The organism is Candidatus Binatia bacterium (genome assembly GCA_036382395.1).
Classification (GTDB): Bacteria; Desulfobacterota; Binatia; order HRBIN30; family HRBIN30; genus JAGDMS01.
This window is the reverse complement of sequence record DASVHW010000058.1, coordinates 1-18,138: the sequence shown is the minus strand read 5'-3', so window position 1 is coordinate 18,138 and position 18,138 is coordinate 1. Positions and strand designations below refer to the sequence as shown.

The 18,138-nt window shown below is 63.7% G+C and carries 19 protein-coding genes; 8 read left to right on the top strand and 11 right to left on the bottom strand.

Annotated features, from left to right (window positions below; genetic code table 11):
* Positions 1–161: 161 nt before the first annotated feature.
* The 7 genes from VF515_03560 to VF515_03530 all read right to left on the bottom strand — a co-directional run bounded on the left by VF515_03560 (position 162) and on the right by VF515_03530 (position 7,649).
* Complete coding sequence (locus VF515_03560; protein HEX7406710.1) at positions 162–965, bottom strand: MerR family transcriptional regulator; 804 nt, start codon at positions 963–965, stop codon at positions 162–164.
* A gap of 97 nt (positions 966–1,062) precedes the next feature.
* Positions 1,063–2,196 carry an ABC transporter permease gene (locus tag VF515_03555; GenBank protein HEX7406709.1) on the bottom strand — a complete coding sequence of 378 codons (1,134 nt, stop codon included), beginning with the start codon at positions 2,194–2,196 and terminating at the stop codon, positions 1,063–1,065.
* Positions 2,197–2,206: 10 nt separating this feature from the next.
* A complete protein-coding gene (locus VF515_03550; protein ID HEX7406708.1) occupies positions 2,207–3,346 on the bottom strand; it encodes an ABC transporter permease in 1,140 nt (379 codons plus the stop codon).
* Positions 3,343–4,299, bottom strand: coding sequence for an ABC transporter ATP-binding protein (locus VF515_03545; GenBank protein HEX7406707.1), 957 nt, complete (start codon positions 4,297–4,299; stop codon positions 3,343–3,345). Before VF515_03545 ends, VF515_03550 begins: the two co-directional genes overlap by 4 nt.
* Positions 4,296–5,240: an ABC transporter ATP-binding protein gene (locus VF515_03540; protein HEX7406706.1), complete on the bottom strand. Its 945-nt coding sequence runs from the start codon at positions 5,238–5,240 to the stop codon at positions 4,296–4,298. Before VF515_03540 ends, VF515_03545 begins: the two co-directional genes overlap by 4 nt.
* Positions 5,233–6,222, bottom strand: a complete 990-nt coding sequence (locus tag VF515_03535) for an efflux RND transporter periplasmic adaptor subunit (protein ID HEX7406705.1) — start codon at positions 6,220–6,222, stop codon at positions 5,233–5,235. Before VF515_03535 ends, VF515_03540 begins: the two co-directional genes overlap by 8 nt.
* 416 nt (positions 6,223–6,638) lie before the next feature.
* Positions 6,639–7,649 carry an AraC family transcriptional regulator gene (locus VF515_03530; GenBank protein ID HEX7406704.1) on the bottom strand — a complete coding sequence of 337 codons (1,011 nt, stop codon included), beginning with the start codon at positions 7,647–7,649 and terminating at the stop codon, positions 6,639–6,641.
* Between the two features lie 233 nt (positions 7,650–7,882).
* On the opposite strand from VF515_03530, the gene VF515_03525 reads away from it, so the two are divergent.
* The gene (locus VF515_03525) at positions 7,883–9,895 is read left to right on the top strand and encodes a hypothetical protein (GenBank protein ID HEX7406703.1); all 2,013 of its coding nucleotides are present in this window, start codon (positions 7,883–7,885) and stop codon (positions 9,893–9,895) included.
* Positions 9,896–9,996: 101 nt separating this feature from the next.
* Here VF515_03525 and VF515_03520 read toward each other — a convergent pair whose 3' ends face one another.
* A complete protein-coding gene (locus VF515_03520) occupies positions 9,997–10,251 on the bottom strand; it encodes an FAD-dependent oxidoreductase (protein ID HEX7406702.1) in 255 nt (84 codons plus the stop codon).
* Between the two features lie 308 nt (positions 10,252–10,559).
* Here VF515_03520 and VF515_03515 point away from each other — a divergent pair, with 308 nt between their 5' ends.
* From VF515_03515 to VF515_03485, 7 genes are read left to right on the top strand one after another with little or no spacing between them, the layout of a single operon-like run.
* Entirely contained in the window at positions 10,560–11,081 is a 522-nt protein-coding gene (locus tag VF515_03515) for a hypothetical protein (protein HEX7406701.1), read from the top strand.
* Positions 11,082–11,115: 34 nt separating this feature from the next.
* Complete coding sequence (locus VF515_03510; protein ID HEX7406700.1) at positions 11,116–11,409, top strand: hypothetical protein; 294 nt, start codon at positions 11,116–11,118, stop codon at positions 11,407–11,409.
* Positions 11,410–11,459: 50 nt separating this feature from the next.
* Positions 11,460–12,227, top strand: coding sequence for an ATP-binding cassette domain-containing protein (locus tag VF515_03505; protein ID HEX7406699.1), 768 nt, complete (start codon positions 11,460–11,462; stop codon positions 12,225–12,227).
* Positions 12,224–13,000 carry an MlaE family lipid ABC transporter permease subunit gene (locus VF515_03500; protein HEX7406698.1) on the top strand — a complete coding sequence of 259 codons (777 nt, stop codon included), beginning with the start codon at positions 12,224–12,226 and terminating at the stop codon, positions 12,998–13,000. The genes VF515_03505 and VF515_03500 overlap by 4 nt, the downstream gene beginning before the upstream one ends.
* Positions 13,001–13,019: 19 nt before the next feature.
* Positions 13,020–13,484: an outer membrane lipid asymmetry maintenance protein MlaD gene (gene mlaD / locus VF515_03495; protein ID HEX7406697.1), complete on the top strand. Its 465-nt coding sequence runs from the start codon at positions 13,020–13,022 to the stop codon at positions 13,482–13,484.
* Between the two features lie 10 nt (positions 13,485–13,494).
* Positions 13,495–14,262 (top strand): VacJ family lipoprotein, encoded by a 768-nt coding sequence (locus VF515_03490; GenBank protein HEX7406696.1) that lies wholly within the window; start codon positions 13,495–13,497, stop codon positions 14,260–14,262.
* A 4-nt stretch (positions 14,263–14,266) separates the two neighbouring features.
* Positions 14,267–14,935 carry an ABC transporter substrate-binding protein gene (locus VF515_03485; GenBank protein HEX7406695.1) on the top strand — a complete coding sequence of 223 codons (669 nt, stop codon included), beginning with the start codon at positions 14,267–14,269 and terminating at the stop codon, positions 14,933–14,935.
* Positions 14,936–15,101: 166 nt separating this feature from the next.
* Here the strand turns inward: VF515_03485 and VF515_03480 are convergent, their stop codons facing one another.
* The 3 genes from VF515_03480 to VF515_03470 all read right to left on the bottom strand — a co-directional run bounded on the left by VF515_03480 (position 15,102) and on the right by VF515_03470 (position 18,123).
* Entirely contained in the window at positions 15,102–15,500 is a 399-nt protein-coding gene (locus VF515_03480) for a hypothetical protein (GenBank protein ID HEX7406694.1), read from the bottom strand.
* Between the two features lie 239 nt (positions 15,501–15,739).
* Entirely contained in the window at positions 15,740–17,416 is a 1,677-nt protein-coding gene (locus VF515_03475; GenBank protein HEX7406693.1) for a PAS domain S-box protein, read from the bottom strand.
* A 392-nt stretch (positions 17,417–17,808) separates the two neighbouring features.
* A complete protein-coding gene (locus tag VF515_03470; GenBank protein HEX7406692.1) occupies positions 17,809–18,123 on the bottom strand; it encodes a DUF6788 family protein in 315 nt (104 codons plus the stop codon).
* Between the last annotated feature and the right edge of the window lie 15 nt (positions 18,124–18,138).

Below are 18,138 nucleotides of genomic sequence, written 5' to 3'. Positions count from 1 at the left end.
CAGCACCTCCTGCCAGGTCGCCGAGCTTCCGGCGATGCCGTGGATGAGTACCAGCAGGGGACCGCTCCCGGCGGCTCGATAGCTGACGCGGTGGCCGTGGAGGGTGATCTCACGCGGTTCCACCAGCCCTCGATCCGACTTCTCAGAATTCACGCCGACCATCATCTCCTCCTTTGCGGAGCCGGGATCGCACCCTTCTCCATCGCCGTGCGCAAAGCTCGCTCGATCTCTTGTGCGAATACCAGACGCACCGCCTCGGCACCGAGTGACCGGAGAGCCGTCAGCGCCGCGCCGACATCGCCGGCGGACCGACTGCGGGCGAAGCCACGCCCGCTGCGCTTCGCGAAGTGCTTGACGAGCTTCGCGGCGGCGCGGCGCAGGCTGTGGCGGACGAGCGCCGCGGCTTCCGCCCCGGTCTCGATGTCCAGACCGGCGTCGTGGAGCTTGAGTCCGATGTCGAGGAGGCCAGGGCTGGGGACCAGGTAGGCCGCAGCGAGCTGATCGCCTTGACGGCGCAGCAAGCCTGCGCGCACGAACGTCGCGACGAACCCCGCCGGCCGATCCCCCAGGCGCTGATGGAGCTCCGCCTCGGTCAGCACGAGCGGCGTCTCCTCGGACCACGGCTGACGCAGATGTTCCCCGATGCCCAACCACTCCTCGAGCGACAGCCGGCGATGCGCCGCCTGACGCAGGGCGTCGCGGATGGCGCGCAGGTGCAAGCCGCGGTCCTGGAGCTGGGCAATGAGTCGCAACCGCTGGAGGTGCTCCTCCCGGTAGAGCGCGATGCGGCCCTTGCGCGTGGGGCGTGGAAGGGCGCCCACCCACTGGTAGTGTCGCACAGTCCGGCTGGGCACGCCCGTCGCCGCGGCCAGCTCGTCGATCGTATAGACCCGCGCGTCGGCGGAATCATTCTCACTTCCAGCCCTCCGGCGATGGGAACGGCGATGCCTGCGTTCGGCTTCCATACTGCCACTAGTAACTGTTACAGTTTCTACTGTCAAGATTGATTTCAGCCCGCTCGCTCGCCTGCCGCGAATAGGCGGGGCGGGCCGTCTTCCCCTGTCAGTCGAGCGACTTCCGGAAGCGGAAGACGCTCACGCTGAGCACCGTCGCCCCGATCACTGCCATCGCCAGCATCTGCGGCCAGAGTACGCCGAGGCCGACGCCCTTCAGGAACGTGCCGCGGAGAACGACCAGGAGGTAGCGGAGCGGGTTCAGGTAGGTGAGCCACTGCATGGCCAGCGGCATGCTGGCGATCGGGAAGCTGAAACCCGAGAGTGTGAAGCCGGGTGTCATGATGAAGAAGCTTGAGGCGAAGGCTTGCTGCTGCGTCTTGCAGACCGTCGAGATGAGCAGGCCCATGCCGAGGGTACACGTAAGGAACAGCGATACCCCGAGCAGCAGGACCAAGGGATCGCCGCGGAATGGCACGCGGAACCAGAGGGTGCCGACGAGCGTGATGAGCGTGGCCTCGACGAGCCCGACCAGAAACGACGGCAACGTCTTGCCCAGAATGAACTCCATCGGCCGAATCGGACTCACCATGACCTGTTCGAGCGTGCCGATCTCTCGCTCGCGCACCACGGCGAAGGCGGTCAGGTTGACGGTGATGACGAGCATCAGACTGCCGATCACCCCGGGCACGAAGAACCAGCGGCTCTCGAAACCGGGATTGTACCACGGGCGCTCCTCCAGCTCGACGCTGGGAATTACACGCAGAAGCGCCGGAGCAACGCGCGCCACCGAGTTGCTCGCGTAATCGCTCGCGAACGCGGTCGCGATCCGGTTCACGTAGCCGAGGGCGATGAGCGCGGTGTTGGAGTTGGTGCCGTCGACGATGAGTTGCACCGGAGCCGTCACGCCCTTGCGCAGCTGCGCGGCGAATCCGCAACGGATCTGGATCCCGATGGTCGCTCGCCCGCGGTCGACGAGCTGGGCGAGATCCACTTCGTCGCCTGCGATCGCGATCACCTCGAAGCGGCCGTTCGCCGTGAAGCGCGACACCAGGTCCCGGCTCTCCTGGCTGTTATCGCGATCCAGCACCACGGTCGCGACGCTGTGCACCTCGAACGTCGCAGCGTAGCCGAACATCACCATCTGGATGAGCGGCGGCACCACGAGCCGAATACGCGCGTACCGGTCTCGGCGGAGCTGGAGGAATTCCTTCACGAGCATGTGGAAGATGCGTGCCAGCACGGCAGACTCCTCACGTCAGCGTCTTGCGGAAGGCCCGCGTCGCGAGGGTCCCCACGACGGCCGCATAGACGACCAGCGCGAACAGCGGCCCGGCGAGCGCCCGGAGTCCGCTGCCCTTCAGGAACACCGCTTTGAGAATCGTCACATAGTAGCGTCCCCACACGAGGTAGGTGACGGCGCGAATCGGTGCCGGCATCTGGTCGATCGGAAAGGCGAATCCCGAAAGCATGTTCATCGGCAGTAGGGTGACGAGGATGGCGATCACGCTCGCTCCGAGCTGGTTGGGGATCGCCACCGAGATCATGAAGCCGATCCCGAGGACGACAGTCAGGAAGAGGGCCGTGGCGACGAACAGCGTCGCCACCGTGCCCCGGAAGGGGACCTGGAACCAGCCGATGCCGACCGCCACGCAGAGCGCGGCGTCGATGAGCCCGATCAGGAAGTACGGAATCAGCTTGCCGACCATGATCTCCCGTGCGGTCACGGGGGTCGAGACTAACTGCTCCATCGTGCCGCGTTCCCACTCGCGTGCGATGGTCAGCGACGAGAGCAGCGCGCCGACGAGCGTCATGACCAGAGCGACGACGCCGGGGATGATGAAGTTCCGACTCTCCAGCTCTTCGTTGTACCAGGTGCGGAATTCGATCGAGAGTGGCGGCGTCGCCGAGCGGTCGGGAAGCCCATGGCGCCTCATCCAGTCGAGCTGCACATCCTGCGAGAATCCACCGACCACCGCGCTGGCATAGCCGATCGCGAGGTTGGCGGTGTTGTCGTCGGTCGCGTCGACGATGGCCTGAACGGCGACGCCGCCGCCGTCGCGCAGCCGCCGCGCGAAGTCGGGGGGGACGACGAGCGCGAGCTTGCAGCGGCCGGCGTCGATCGCGGCGGTGATCTCCCCGTAGTTGTCGACGACGCGTGCGAGATCGAAATACTCGGATGCTTGGAAGCGCTTGAGGAGCGCCTGGCTGTCCTGGCTGCCGTCGCGATCGAACACGTAGATCGGAACGTGTTTCGCATCGAGCCGCACGCCGTAGCCGAGCAACCCGAGCAGCATGATCGGCATGAAGAGTGCGATCAGCAGGCTGCGGGGGTCGCGACGCACCTGGAGGAACTCCTTGCGGGAGATCGCAGCGACGCGCTTGAGGTTCATGCCGCCGTCGCTCCCGCGGCGGCTTCCCTCCCCACCTTCTGGACGAAGACGTCCTCGAGCGAGAGCGGGATGGGCGTGATCCGCCCGCAGCGGAGCCCGCGCGCGCCGAGGTAGCGCGGCAGCTCACGCAGCGCCGGCTCGATGGCAAGGACGGTCACGTGGAAGGCGTTACCGAAGATCGCCGCCTCGAGGACGCCGGGTGCCTGTTCGAGCGCGACCAGCGCCTCGCCGAGGGGTTCGCACTCCACGAGCAGCAACCCTCCGGTCATGGTGGTCCGCTTGAGCTCGCTCGGCGTGCCCAGTGCCACCAACCGGCCGCGGTCGACGAGGGCCAGGCGGTTGCAGTACTCGGCCTCGTCCATGTAGTGCGTCGACACGAAGACGGTGACTCCGGTGGCGGCCATGCGGTGGATGAGATCCCAGAACTGCCGCCGCGAGATGGGATCGACCCCGGACGTCGGCTCGTCGAGGAAGAGGATGCTCGGCTGGTGCAGCACGGCGCAGCCGAGGGCAAGACGCTGCTTCCAGCCGCCAGCGAGGGTCGCGACGAGCGCCGTCTCGCGGCCGGCAAGGCCCGACATTTCGATTGCCCACCGCAGGCGAGGTCCGAACTCCGCAGCGGTGACACCGTAGAGCCCGCCGAAGAAGCGGAGGTTCTCGACCGCGGTGAGGTCGTTGTACAGGGAGAAGCGCTGCGACATGTAGCCGATCTGTGCCCGGACCGCCTCGGGCTGCCGCGCGACGTCGAGGCCGCCTACGAGCACCTTGCCCGATGTCGGGTGGAGCAGGCCGCACAGAATGCGAATGATCGTCGACTTCCCCGCGCCGTTCGGGCCCAGGAAGCCCAGCACCTCGCCGCGGCTGGCATCAAAGCTGACGTGGTCGACGGCGGTGAAGGTGCCGAAGCGCTTCACAAGATCTTGGACCACGACAGCGGCCGCCGGTTCGTTCACGATCCACCCCCACCCTGGCTGCCGACCGACGCCACAAAGAGGTCCTCGATCGTCGGCGCGACCTGGACGACCTCCGAAAACGGGATTGCAGCGGCGCGGAGCCGCTCGCGGATCGCCGGCAGGCGGCGCTCGGCGTCGTCGACGACCAGATGCACGCCGCCGCCAACCACCAGAATGCTCGAGACACCCGGCATTCCCTGGATCTCGTCGCGTACCGCCGCCGGCGTGGGGGCGGTGACTGCGACCACGGCCCCGGGCATGGAGGCTTTCAGGCGGGCGGGGGCGTCGCAGAGGAGGAGGCGGCCCTGGTGGAGGAGCGCGAGACGATGGCAGCGCTCGGCCTCATCCAGATAAGCCGTCGAGGCGAGCACCGTGACGCCCTCCGCGGCGAGCCTGTAAAGGATACGCCAGAAATCGCGGCGCGAAACCGGGTCGACGCCCGTCGTCGGCTCGTCGAGGAGGAGCACACGCGGCGTGTGAATCAGCGCGCAGCTTAAACCGAGCTTCTGCTTCATGCCACCGGAGAGCTGGCCCGCGAGTCGGTCGTGGAAACGCGCCATGCCGGCGGCGGCCAGCAGCTGCGCCGAACGCGCCTCGCGCTCGCGCCGATCGATCCCGAAGAGATCAGCGTAGAAGCGGATGTTCTCGTCCACGGTCAGCTCTTCGTAGAGACCGAAGCGCTGCGGCATGTAACTGATGTGGTTCTTTACGCCCTCGGGGTCGTGCACGACATCGTAGCCAGCGACCGTCGCCGAGCCCGCGTCCGGTGCCATGACACCCGCGAGCATCCGCATCGTGGTGGTCTTCCCGGCGCCATCGGGACCGACGAGGCAGAAGATCTCCCCCGTCGCAACCGCGAAGTGCAGGCGATCCACGGCGGTCACGCCGGCGAACTGCTTGGTGAGTCCGTCGACCGTGATCGCCGCAGGCGACTCAACCATTGGCCCCTGCCGACGCGAGGTCGATCGTTGCATCGGCCGGCATCCCGGGCTTCAGCTCCTGCGCCGGGTTCTCCACGTCGATGCGGATGCGGTAGACGAGCGTCACGCGCTCGGCGTGCGTCTCGACACTCTTCGGGGTGAACTCGGCCTTCGACGAGATGAACGAGATGCGGCCCGCGTAGCGGCGGTCCGGATAGGTGTCGGTGTGGATGATCGCCGCTTGTCCCCAGCGGATGCGGCCCAGGTCGGTTTCTTGCACGTAAGCCCGGAGCCAGACGTGATTGAGGTCCGCGAGCGTGACGACCGGGGTTCCCGGAAGCATGACCTCGCCGAGCTCGGCTTGGCGGACCAGAATCACGCCGGCGAACGGCGCCCGCAGGACGGTATAGTCGAGGAGGATGCGCGCCAACCGGAGCTGCTCGTGTGCCGTCCGCACCGTCGCGCGAGCGACCTCGATATCGCCAGCCCGCGCGGCCTCGAGGGCGCGGTCGCGCTGGAGGATCGCGTCGGACTGCTTGAGGGCGGTTTCCACGTGGTCGAATTCGGAGCGCGATGTGATGCCCTGGTGCCAGAGCGTCCCGGTCCGCTGCCAGTCGAGTTTCCGCAGCGCCTGGTCGGCCACATCGGCGAGCACCCCGTTGCGTGCCGCCTCCAGCCCCTGCTTCGCCGAGGCGAGCTCGGCGCGACGGGTACGGAGCGCGGCCTCACCGATGGTTACCTGTTGCTGGTAGTCCGCGGCGTCGAGTCGTGCCAGCAGCGTACCCGCCTCGACCCACTGCCCCTCGTCGAACGGCAGCTCCACGACCCGCGATTGCACCGCCTTGAATCCGATCACGCTTTCGTGTGCCTCGATGTTGCCCGAGAGGAGCAACACGCGGTTGGCCTGGGACCCTACGGGCAGGCGCGAGAGTACGAGATACAGCCCAGTTGCCGCCGCGGCGATGCCAATCGCGACTGCAAGAGCCAAGCGGGAACGCGTCATCACCGAATCACCTGAACTCGCAAAAGCCTTGCCAGAAAGGAGGAAGAGGCGGCTTCGGGTGGCCGCCAGTCGGAGCATCCCAGGAGCGGGAATCAGCTGCCTTCGGCTCGCAGGTCTGGGAACTGTTGTCTACCTCAAGGGTCGCGCCGACGTGATCGTGCCTGGTGTCCCTGGCCTCGGTTCTGCTCGCACAATATCCCAGGGGATGCTCAAGAGGGCTTGGAATGGGCAGCAGAAGCCAGAATTCGCCGAGGGCGACTTCCGTTGCGCAGCCGCTCCCGGCGGCTCGATAGTTGACCCGGTGGCCGTGCAGGGTGATCTCACGCGTTCCATTTCTTGCACAAACACGAGACGCACCGCATCAGCGCCGACTGCGCGCAGCGCCGCGAGGGCCTCTCCCACCTCGCCGGGTGCAGTCAGCTCGCCCGACTCCGAGTACGAGCACGGTCTTGGATGTAAGCGCGCGGCGACAGCCCCGTCCAGCGCCGGAAGGCGCGCGAAAAGCTACTCGTATCGCCAAAGCCGACCAGAAAGGCAATCTCGGTCACCGAGGTGCGGCCCTGTTCGAGGTAGGCGCGCGCCATCTCCCCCCGGGTGCCGTTCAACGCTTCCCGATAGGTCGTGCCCTCGTCTTGGAGACGACGCTGGAGGTTGCGCAGACTCATGCCGAGCGCGCGCGCCGCCGCTCCCTCGCGCGGCTCCCCTGCCGAGAGCTGCTCGACGAGCCAGCTGCGCAGCCGGCTGGAGATCGTGCCTACGATCATCCGGTCGAGACAGCGCGCCATGACCTCGTCGTTGTACCGCGCCAACTCGGTGTTGCCTGCGGGAAGCTGGCCGTCGAGATCGGCGGCGACAAACTTGAGAACGTTCTCGCGTTGCCCGAATTGGACCGGAGCGCGAAACACCTTCCGGAACGCTTCAGAAGGCGACGGCTCCGGTCGCTCGAGCCGCACGGCAACCGGGTTCACCTTGCCGCCCGACAACATGCGCGCGGTACGCGCGATGACGGCGAGGATGGCGTCGATCGACTCGTCGGCGGGCCGTCCGTCGCCTTCGGGCAGGACGAGGCGGAAGTGTTCGTGTTGCCCAACCCGCCGGAGCTGTATCTCGGCCGCGTCGCTGACCAGGCGGCCATAGCGGACGAACCGCTCGAAGGCGTCCCGCAAGGTGCGGCTGGCGAACACCGCGAAGCCCAGCGCGTGAAACGTGGTCTGGGTCACGAAGCGGGAGGCCCACAGGCCGAAGCAGGGATCGCCGGTGATGTCCACCGCGAGACGCCAGAGCCGCGTGGTCACCGCAATTGGGTGGCGGGAATCCGGGTCGTGGAGCGTTGCCGGATCGATCCCAGCACGCACCGCCACAGCCTGGCCGTCGAATCCGCGGGCGTCGAGCGCCGCTACGACCGTGAGCGCCCACGTACCCAGCACTGAGGGCGCCGTCGCTCGGCCATGTGTGCTCTGAGCCGCCATTCACCTTTCGCGGGTTTTTGCGCAAACGCGCACGCCAAGTCAACAGTGGCGAGGAGGGTCCTATATGGACTGGACATCATGCGTACCTCGAGGGGGCAGTTTGTCGCGTTGTGCCCAAACTCTGGCGCGAACGGCAAACCTTCAGTCCGGCCGCCGTGATACGACCCATGCAGCAGTGAGGAGGCTAAACCATGAGAAACGGACGTGCGGCGGCGGCAGCCATTTTTGCGCTGCAGCTTTGCGCCGCGCCGGTGCCGGCCAAGGCTAAGAATTGTGGCAACAACGTCGTCGACCGTGGTGAACAGTGTGACGGCACGGCCGACAGCGCGTGCCCCGGCATGTGCGCCGCCACCTGCAGGTGCCCGCCGGTCACCACCTTCAACATCCGTAGCAAAGCGCACGCGCCGAACACGCCCGGCACCAAAGGGGTGAACGTCACCAACTCGAGTCTGATCACGCAATTCGGGAAATCGTTCAGCCTGAACAAGGCGCGCTACACGCGCTTCAAGCTCGATGCGTCCGCGGGCAAGCCCGACGCGATTCTCATCCTCATCCCCGGCTTCGAGGGCGGCGCTGGCAACTTCCGCATTCTCGCTCAGAACGTCCTGAAGCGTATCAATACCGACCATGGTAAACGGATAGAGGTGTGGGCATTCGATCGGCGCACCAATCAGCTCGAGGATACAAAGGGCCTCGATATTTCCGAGACACTCCTTGATCCGCAGATCGGAGTGAACTGGCTGTTCGGCACCGAGATGGGGTTTCCCCCCGACACGCATTTTCCGAAGAAGCATCAACACGCCGTCTTCTACAACGCGCAAGACGACGTGCCCTTCCTCGCCAACTGGACCAACCTAGTCTTCTCCCAAGATATCGATGCCGTCGTCAACAGGGCGCTGACGAAGGCGAATAACCGCAATGTGTTCCTCGGCGGTCACTCCGCCGGAACGGGCTTCACGGCACGCTACGCCTCGACGGACTTCAACCTGACCGGCAAGGGGGCGCCGCAGCCGGGTTACGCGAAGCTCAGAGGGTTGGTGCTGCTCGAGGGCGCTGGTGGATCGACACTCGGTGCCCCGCTCACGGACGATACCCTCGACCGCATCATCGCCAAGTTCGACGGCGGCCTCTACGGCGCCGTGCGCGACAACGCTCCGCGCTGTGTCAACGGGACAACGGCGTGCACGATCGCGACGGAAGCGACGGACTGCGCCGGCCAGACACCGCCGAAATGCACCCTGCCCACGACGTCCTACGCGCTGGTTCCTGGTCTCCTCAATCCTCGCGTCTTCGCGTCCTCTGAACCGGCGGCGATTCAGAGCGTCCAGGACCTGAATAGCGGTCAGATCATCACGCAAGCGCTCGGCGCAGTGTCGGATGTTCCGGATCTGGCCAGCCTGGCGTTCATTCCACCGGCGACTGTGGAGGGCAGCTTCGGCACCTTTCTCGACAAGGACGGGTTGATCGCCTCGGCTGTCGCTCCGTTCACGGCCATGTCCTTGGGGCAGGTGGGACCTACGGTGAACGGTCTGGTCACCTGGCAAGACATCATGCACGGGCCACTGACTCCGGAGCCGGATGTCGGTCCTCCGCCCACGACACTGCCCGGAAGCAATTGGGGCAAGGACCTTGAAGTCACCCGGCTCGACCGGGTGCTCTGGGCGTTCTTCGCCGGGGGGACGAATTTCACTGACTGGTACTATCCAAATGCCGGTCCGAGCACCACCAACGTATTGGGCGCGTGTACATCCGGAACCTGCACGGTGGGCAACGTCGGCTCGGCGTGCGCAAAAGATTCAGACTGCTCGCAGTCCATCAGCCTCGACTCGACGGCGCTGTCGGCGCCGCCTCCGGTTGGCCGCGGGCGGCGCGACATCGAGAACCTGACGCAGGCTGCCAACATCAATATTCCGGTGATCGGCTTTTCCGGCACCAACGGGCTCGCGCGCGTGCCAGGCGTGTACACGGCGTTTGCGCAGAGCATAGGGAAGTGCACGGCACCCAGCTGCGATGGGACGACGCCGCGCGTGGTCGACGCGACCAGCCCAAACCCAGCCTTCCCGACGTTAAGCGACAGCGCGGGTGGCTTCGAGGTGTTCGTGAACCAGGGCTTTGCGCACCTCGACGTGCTGACGGCTGAAGACAACGCTGACAACAACGTCGTGGGGCCGCTGTCCGACTTCATGGCGCGGAACATCCAGTGACCACTCGCTGATCCGGTAGCCCTATGTGAAAGTGTTGCCCGAAGCTGCCCGTAGCGGTTCATGCAGCAACACGGCTCTCTGCGTTTCGTGACACTGTAGTACTAGGCCGTCATCAACCTCTGCGCGGCCTTGTATCCTGATTGGGCGGCGCCCTCGATCAGCCCCCCGTCGGTGTAATCGCCGGCGAAATACAGCCCCTTGGGCTTTCCTTCCGTAGCTTTCAAGCGCAAGAGCTTCTCAAACATTCCAAGTCGGTATTGAGGATACGTGTGTAGGTGTCTGACGACGGAAACCGGCTCGAGCGACGCCGCTTCCACAGGCATCGCCCTGCGCAGCTCCGCCGTGACGGTCTGCATGACCGCCGCCTCGTATAGCGACCCCAGCCCCCGCCAGCAGTTCTTGCTGCAGTGCGCGTGGGTGGCCAGCGGCGCGTGCCGGTGTGGAGCGAGAGTCTTGCGGTCGTGGGACGCGAGTTCGTCGCACGAGTGGGGACCGCGCTTGGAGTCACATCCTGGTTACGCTGGCCAATCTCGCATACAAGCGCGACTACCGAATCACGCCGGAGGAATCCGAACGCCGGCGCTTTTGGGTGCTGATAGCCAACGCGAAGGCGCGTTACTCGCGGGGTTCGAGCGAGACCATCCTCGATTAGGACTTGGCGACCGTGAAGCAGGGCGGCGGCGCGCCGGAGTTGATCGATCGTCTGCGTCTGCAAGTGGGGCGGCTAGCCATCACCCCGGAGGAACTCGAAGGCCGGAATCAGCGGAGCGCCCTGTTCAAGACGATGTTCCTAGCGTTCCGTCGTGCGGGCGCGAAGGATTGGCGGTCAAACCTCACGATCTCCCTCGACCATTCCGGGGCACAGCATCGCCTTCAGTTCCACCACATCTTCCCGAAGGCCGTCCTCAAGAGCGCCTACACAGCTCGGGAAGCCGATGACATTGCCAATCTCGCCTTCATCGGTGGCAAGACGAACCGTGCCATTAGCGATAAGGCTCCAACGGAGTACTTTCCCGCGCTCATCGCCAAGGCCGGGGCACGGGGCGTTCGACGCGCAGTGCATTCCCACCCAAGGCACGCTACTGCAGTTGGAAAGCTACAAGGTCTTTCTCGCTCGGCGCAGACAGGAAGTTACGCAACGGCTAAACAGGTTCCTGGGGACCGGCTCGTGAGATCGAGCACGTAGACGATTGGTGGCGGCGATGGACCGAGATCGGGGTGTGAGTCTGCCGTTCCGCCTACCGGCCCGCAGTCTCTGGAACGACGGCTCGCGCCTCGTTGGCATCCAGCGAGGCAATGTGGCAAAGTCGGTTGCTGTGGACCTCATGAAACCAAACATCACCCTGGGCGCCCTCGGCTGCAGGCTGAGTGCCGCCATGGCGATGCCCGCCTGCGCGGCTGATGATGTCATCGCCGACCGTAGTTTTGCGTGTGAGAATGCCTACCGCTTGGCAAGCGGCGCAGCTATCGCTAAGGCAGTTCCTGTGATCATCAACGCGCTTTTTGCCAAATGACCGCAACTGCCACGCTAGACGACGCACATGTCATTTTTGAAGACGTGTACATGGCATTTGAGGACCGCGAGGTCTTACGGGCGCTATCCTGCCGCTTCCCGCGCGGGAAGATCTCCGTCATTCTCGGTGGTAGCGGCTCCGGCAAGACCACGATCTTGCGCCTGATTGGAGGCCTGATCCACCCGCGGCGTGGCCGCATTATCGTAGCGGGGGAGGATATCAGCCGGCTTTCGGAGACGCGGATGTACCACGTGCGGGATAAACTGGGCATGATGTTTCAAGGCGGCGCCTTGCTGGATTCAATGACGATTTTCGATAACTTGGCGATTCCTCTGCGGGAACATACGGACATGAGCGAGACGGATATCGCGACGGAAGTGCATCGGCAGCTCACCGCGGTCGGCTTGTCAGGGGTGGACGATCTGCTGCCGGGACAACTTTCGGGGGGGATGATCAAGCGTGCAGCGCTTGCCCGGGCGATCCTCACCAAGCCCGAAATCCTGCTGTGCGATGAACCCTTTTCCGGACTCGATCCGATCTCGGTCAAACGCATCGAGGCGTTGCTGCACCGCATCAACCGCGAACTCCGCATCACCATGTTGGTATCGTCGCATCACATTCCGTCGACCATGCGGATGGCTGATGAAGTCGTGCTGCTGCGGCCTGATGGCGCCGTGTCCGGCCCGCCGGCGCAGCTCCACGACAGTCCCGATCCCCGCGTTGCCGGCTTCTTCAATGAGGAGGTTGACGAATCGATCGAGGGCGCGGAGACGCCTGGGGAGCGCAGGCATGCAACCACGCACTGGGTGCGCGCATGATCAGGTTCGTGCGAGACCTTGGCTGGGCGGCCCTCCGCTTCGTCGACCACCTCGGCAAGATTGCGGTCTTCGCGGCGCAGATTGGGCGCGCCGTGCTGACCCGGCCGGCGCGCCTCCGCCCCTTCGTCAACGAACTCTTCAACCTGGGTGTGCTGTCGCTGGTGATCGTGTGTGTTTCCGGCCTTGCCGTCGGCATGGTGTTGGGGCTGCAGGGCTACCACACATTGTCACAGTTTGGTGCGGCGCAGTCACTTGGGGCCGGCGTCGGCCTGATCCTCATTCGCGAGATGGGTCCGGTACTGACGGCGCTGCTGGTGACCGGCCGCGCCGGCTCGGCTACCACCGCAGAGATTGGGACAATGGCAGCCACGGAGCAACTCGACGGGCTGCGCATGATGTCGATCAATCCGATCCATCTCGTGGTGACCCCGAAAACATTGGCGATGATCTGCGTGATGCCACTGCTGTCCGCCCTGTTCATCGTATTCGGGCTCGGTGGCGGCTATCTTATCGGGGTGACACTCATGGGGCTCGACGGCGGCACCTATGTGTCCAGTCTGCGGTCGGCCGTCGATTACTACGATGACGTCGTCGGCAGTCTGCTCAAGGCGCTCGTGTTTGGCGTCCTGGTAGGCTTGATAGCGACGTATCGCGGATACACGGCGAACCCGACGTCGGCCGGGGTCGCCGCGGCGACGACCTCGACCGTGGTGGTAGGCTCGGTCTCCGTGCTGATTGTTGACTACATCATCACCGCGCTATGGGGAGTGTGATCAGATGAATCGTTCACCGGTGCGAGACTTCGTGGTCGGGCTGTTCGTTTTGGCCGGCCTTGGCGCCATCGCGTACCTATCAATGAATGTCGGCAATTTTTCGTTTCGCAAAGACGGCGGCTTGATGCTGTTCGCCGATTTTGACGAAACGGGCGGGCTCAAAGCTCGTGCGCCGGTGATCATCGCCGGCGTCAAGGTTGGTCAGGTCGAATCGATTACGCTCAACAAGGATTACCGGGCCCGGCTCCAGCTCTCACTGAACGCTTCGCTGAAGCTCCCGACCGATTCGTCGGCTTCGATCGTCACCGCCGGCGTGCTCGGCGATCGCTACGTGTCGCTGCAAGTCGGAGGGGACGACAAGGACCTGAAGTCGGGCGACGATATCCAGTTCACCGAATCGGCTGTCCTGTTGGAGCGCATGCTGGGCAAGTTCATGTACAACACCAACAGCAGTGCCCCCAGCAATACCCCTAAGAAAGAATGAGGCGAAGCGTATGCGCAAACTGACTCCTCTGGCCGCTGTTGCGGCGGCGGGTTGGCTTGGACTCGGCTGGTTGTCGCCGGCGCCCGCCGCGGCTGCGTCAGACGCACCCCATCATGCCAACTACGACCCGATCGAGGGCGTGAACCGCAAAATCTTCTGGTTCAATGACCAGATCGATACGTACATGCTGGTACCGGTGGCGAAGGGCTGGGATGCCATCGCGCCGGATCGTGTGAAGCGGTGCGTGTCGAACTTCTTTCAGAACCTGCGTTTTCCCATCGTGGCGGGAAACAATCTGTTGCAGGCGAAGCCCGTCGCGACGGTGTCCGATGTCGGCCGTTTCCTGGTGAATACGACGGTCGGCGGGGCGGGGTTTTTCGACCCGGCAACGAAGTGGGGACTGAAGCAGCACAACGAGGATTTCGGACAGACACTCGGCTATTGGGGCGTGCCACCGGGGCCCTATCTCGTGTTACCCTTGTTAGGCCCCTCGAACCCCCGTGATACGGTCGGGTTGGCGGCGGACTCGTTCAGCACCGTCTACCCGTACTTCATCGACTATGTCTACACCTTCGGCGCGGCTGGCACGGATCTGGTGAACGCGCGGGCGCTTGTGCTCAAAGATGTCGAGCAAATCAAGGGCGCGTCCCTCGACTACTACGCTGCAGTGCGAGATGGCTATCGTCAGCGACGTGACGCCTTGGTGCACGACCGCACCGACCTGTCTCAAGAACAGCAACAGGATCTCTATAATGTCGAAGCCAATGGCGGAGAATAGGAATATGACGTACCGATGCAACCGCAACGACTCTGGCCCAACGGTGCGTGCCCGCTGGATCTGGCAGTCTGCCGTGCGTGTTGGGGCGCTGCTGACCGTTGTGTGTTTCGCGACCACTGGCTTGATAGCGCATGCTGCCGATAGCCCCTCGGTGGTGGTGCAGCAGGTTGTCGACGCGGTCGTTGCCGTGCTGGCCGGGAAGAACCTGACGGCGGACCAGAAGCGTGACAAGATTCAGGATGTCATGTACGCCCATTTTGATTTCACCACACTCTCCCGCTTGGTGCTGGCGCGCAATTGGAAGCAGCTATCCGCCGAACAGCAGCAGACGTTTGTCGAAGAATTCAAGCGGCACCTCTCGATGACCTACGGCAAGATCGTCGAGACCTACAACAACGAGCGCGCCGTGGTCAGCGGCGATCGCGCCGAAACCGGCGGCGATTGGACGGTGAAAACCAAGATCGTGCGCTCCGGCGCGCCGGAGATTCTGGTGGACTACCGCCTGCGGCAGGAGGAGGGCGCCTGGAAGGCGATCGACGTGATCATCGAAGGTGTGAGCCTGGTGGCCAACTTTCGCTCCCAGTTCCAGGAGATCGTCAGCAACCAGGGCCCGCAGAAACTCATCGATCTGCTGCGTGAGAAGAACGCCAAGGGCGAGTCCCTGAAATCCTGAGCAACGCGATTGCGCCAGCGCTGCCTCCGCGTATGCTACGAAACAGTAGCTGAGATGACGCGGGCGGTGGGTCGAGAAGGGTCTGATTCGGCATGTCCCAGGTGGCGTTGGATCCTCGATGAACTGCACTTGGCTTTCCAATCCTTATCACGCGCCAATGCCCGGCCTACGAGAGTTGCAGGATGAGGGCGCTGACGTCGATTACATAGCCGAGCAACAAAACAGCGAACACAGAGTGCACAAGCGGCTCAAGCGCTGGCCGCTGGCTGCACCAACCGGAGAAGTCCTCCGTTGCTGAGGCGAGAAGCATGACGAAGCCAGCACCCACTACCACTAGTGATGATTGATCGAGCTTGTTGAACTGATCGAGGAGCCATGCTGATTCGACATCGAATTGCATGTCAGGCTGTCGATCCAAATCGGCCAGGAAACCCATCGCCCATTTGGAATGGGGGGAAGTGCAGCAAGGCGGAACGAATTGAGCCGTCAAACTCTGCGGTTCCAACAGAAGCACGAGCAGCGTGACTGAAATGCCGTGCGCACACGGTCTAAATTTCACGCTCATCCTGAACTCTCCGTGACGCTGAACGCTCAGGATGAGCCGCGCCGTGTCTCGGCGTCGGCTCCATCCTCCTGTTCGGCCGTCCTCCTCCTCCGCGAAGCACCCATGCGTCGAACTGCGCGAAGTACGACGGCGACGACCCGTTAGCGCTTCCAGCCCCTGAGCGGCTGGCATACGTGGCGCAACTGAGAGCCTCACACAAATTGGTCCCGAACTCTGCAGCAGCCTTCAGCTCGAATAACTCACTCGTTGCTGCTGGAGGGCGCTAGCGTGAAATAGAACGTCGCGCCCTGCTCGACGGCGCCTTCGGCCCAGATGCGGCCGCCGTGACGATGAATGATGCGCCGCACGGTTGCCAGGCCGATGCCGCTGCCCTCGAACTCATTGGACCTGTGCAGGCGCTGAAACGCTCCGAAGAGTTTGCCAGCGTACGCCATGTCGAAGCCGGCACCATCATCGCGCATAAAATAGGCCGGCTGCCCGTTGACTTGCATGAAGCCGAATTCAATCCGCGCTCGCGGATGCTTGCTGGTATACTTCCACGCGTTGCCGAGCAGGTTGTCCAGCACCACTCGTAACAACCCCGCATCGCCGCGTGTCACCAGATCCGTCGCGATGACAAATTCCACCTGCCGATCCGGCTGCGTCTTCTGCAACTCCTCGGCGATGGTTTGTGCGAGGGCGCTCAGGTTGACCGGCTGCCACTGCATGTCACCGCGTACCACTTGCGAGAGGCTGAGCAGATCGTTGATGAGCTGCCCCATGCGCTCCGTGGCGCTACACACGCGATCGAGGTAGTGCTTGCCTCGCTCATCGAGCTTGTCCGCATAGCCCCCCAGCAAGAGCTTGCTGAAACCGTTGACGTGTCGCAGCGGTGCCTGCAGATCGTGTGACACGGAGTAACTGAAGGCTCCCAGTTCGTCTGGTCTGAACCCAGACACCGCCTCATGAGCCGGATTGAGGTAGCGGTACGTGCCATCGCGATCCAATATCGCGATGAGGTCCAGGGATTTGTCGATCAGGGCGCGAAAGCGCTGGTCACCCCGTCGCCGCGCTTCCTCGCTCTTCTTACGCTCCGTGGCGGTGATCACCATGGCATTGGCGGCGCTCGCTAGCGCCGTGCTTTGCACCACCAATTGCTCCTCCACCCGCTTGCGCTCGCTGATGTCGCGCACGTTGCATTGGACTATTCGGTCGCCGTTCTCCTGGTAGGAGTTGCTGACAAACTCCACGGCAACACGCCGCCCATCCTTGGCTTCGAGCGGGAGGTGCTCGTAGCGGATGTACGCCTCCGCTTGGAGTCTTGTGAACGCCTCCTGATTTCCGGCAACATCCCTGAAGGGGCTGATTTCCCACAGCCGTTTCCCCACGAGTTCCTCACGGCTATGGCCGAGCAACTGCAACAAGAACGGGTTGACGTCCATGATCTGCCCGGTGGGGGCGTCCAGGATGAGAATGCCGTCCTTCGCCGTTTCGAACAGTCGCCGGTAGCGACGTTCGGATGATCGGAGCGCCTCCTCTGCTCGCTGGCGCGCGCGCCGCACCTCGGTTTCACGGAGTTCCCGCTCGACGACCGGCACTAGGCGCGTCAGCCTCTGTTTGCTGACGACGTCGTGCGCGCCTGCCTTCATGGCGGTCACGATCACCTCTTCTCCCACCTCCCCGAATATAATGATGATTGGCGCCTCAACGCTGTGTTCCTTGAGGAGAGCAAGCGCCGCAGGCGCGCCGAATCCTGGCATGATCCAGTCGCAGGTGATCAGGTCCCATGGCTGGCGTTGGACGGCAGCCTGCAACGCGGCGGCGGTGTCTACGCATTCCCACCGCAGCTCGTAACCACCGCGCTCGAGCTCGCACACGATCAACTCGGCGTCGGCCTCGCTGTCTTCGATCAGGAGCAGCTGCATGGGCTTAGCCATTCGACTCTTCCGGCTCCATTATACCTTCAATATCGGGGGTGGAGATAGGGAAAATTCAGACACTCCGCCAGAAATTCAGACAGTACCGGCGAGCGTTGCCAGGGCGACTAATCTGAACCACATAGAATTACCAAACGATGTGATTTCCGCGAAAGCCCTTGCGCCACAAGGGATTTCGGTGGCCAGGTCGCCAGCCCGCTCCAGAAACGACATTCAACCACTCTCCAACGTGCTTTTTATGTGATTACACCACGCGGTCAGATCGGCACCCAGCGAGTGTTACCCAGAACGCGCTCGGCGACTCTCCCTCATGGTTCGTGTCAGCTTGGCAGCCCTGGCGGGGTGGGCTTCGCCACCTTTCAATTACCCACAAATATTGCCGCGCAGTTAGCTCATGGTTTCTTTCCTTTCTTTGATTCCTTGGCTGGGATCCATGGAGCCTCGCCGAGGGATGCGCGCACCAATCGTTCGATCTCCCGCTGCAACTTCCGGAAGTTTTGAATTCGCCGCTGACACTCCAGCGCCGTCTCCCTGCTGATCGTCTTGGTGGTTCTCTTTCCGCCTATGAACCCCGTCCAGCGGTAATAGGCGCCGTGCAGACGGGGTGGCTTTCCTTTGCAGGCGCAGTTCGATTTCCCGCATCGGCTTCGGGCTGTTGACACGCTGCCCGGCAAGACTGGCCAATCGAAAGCTATGTGCCGTTCCATATCGTAGTCCTAATG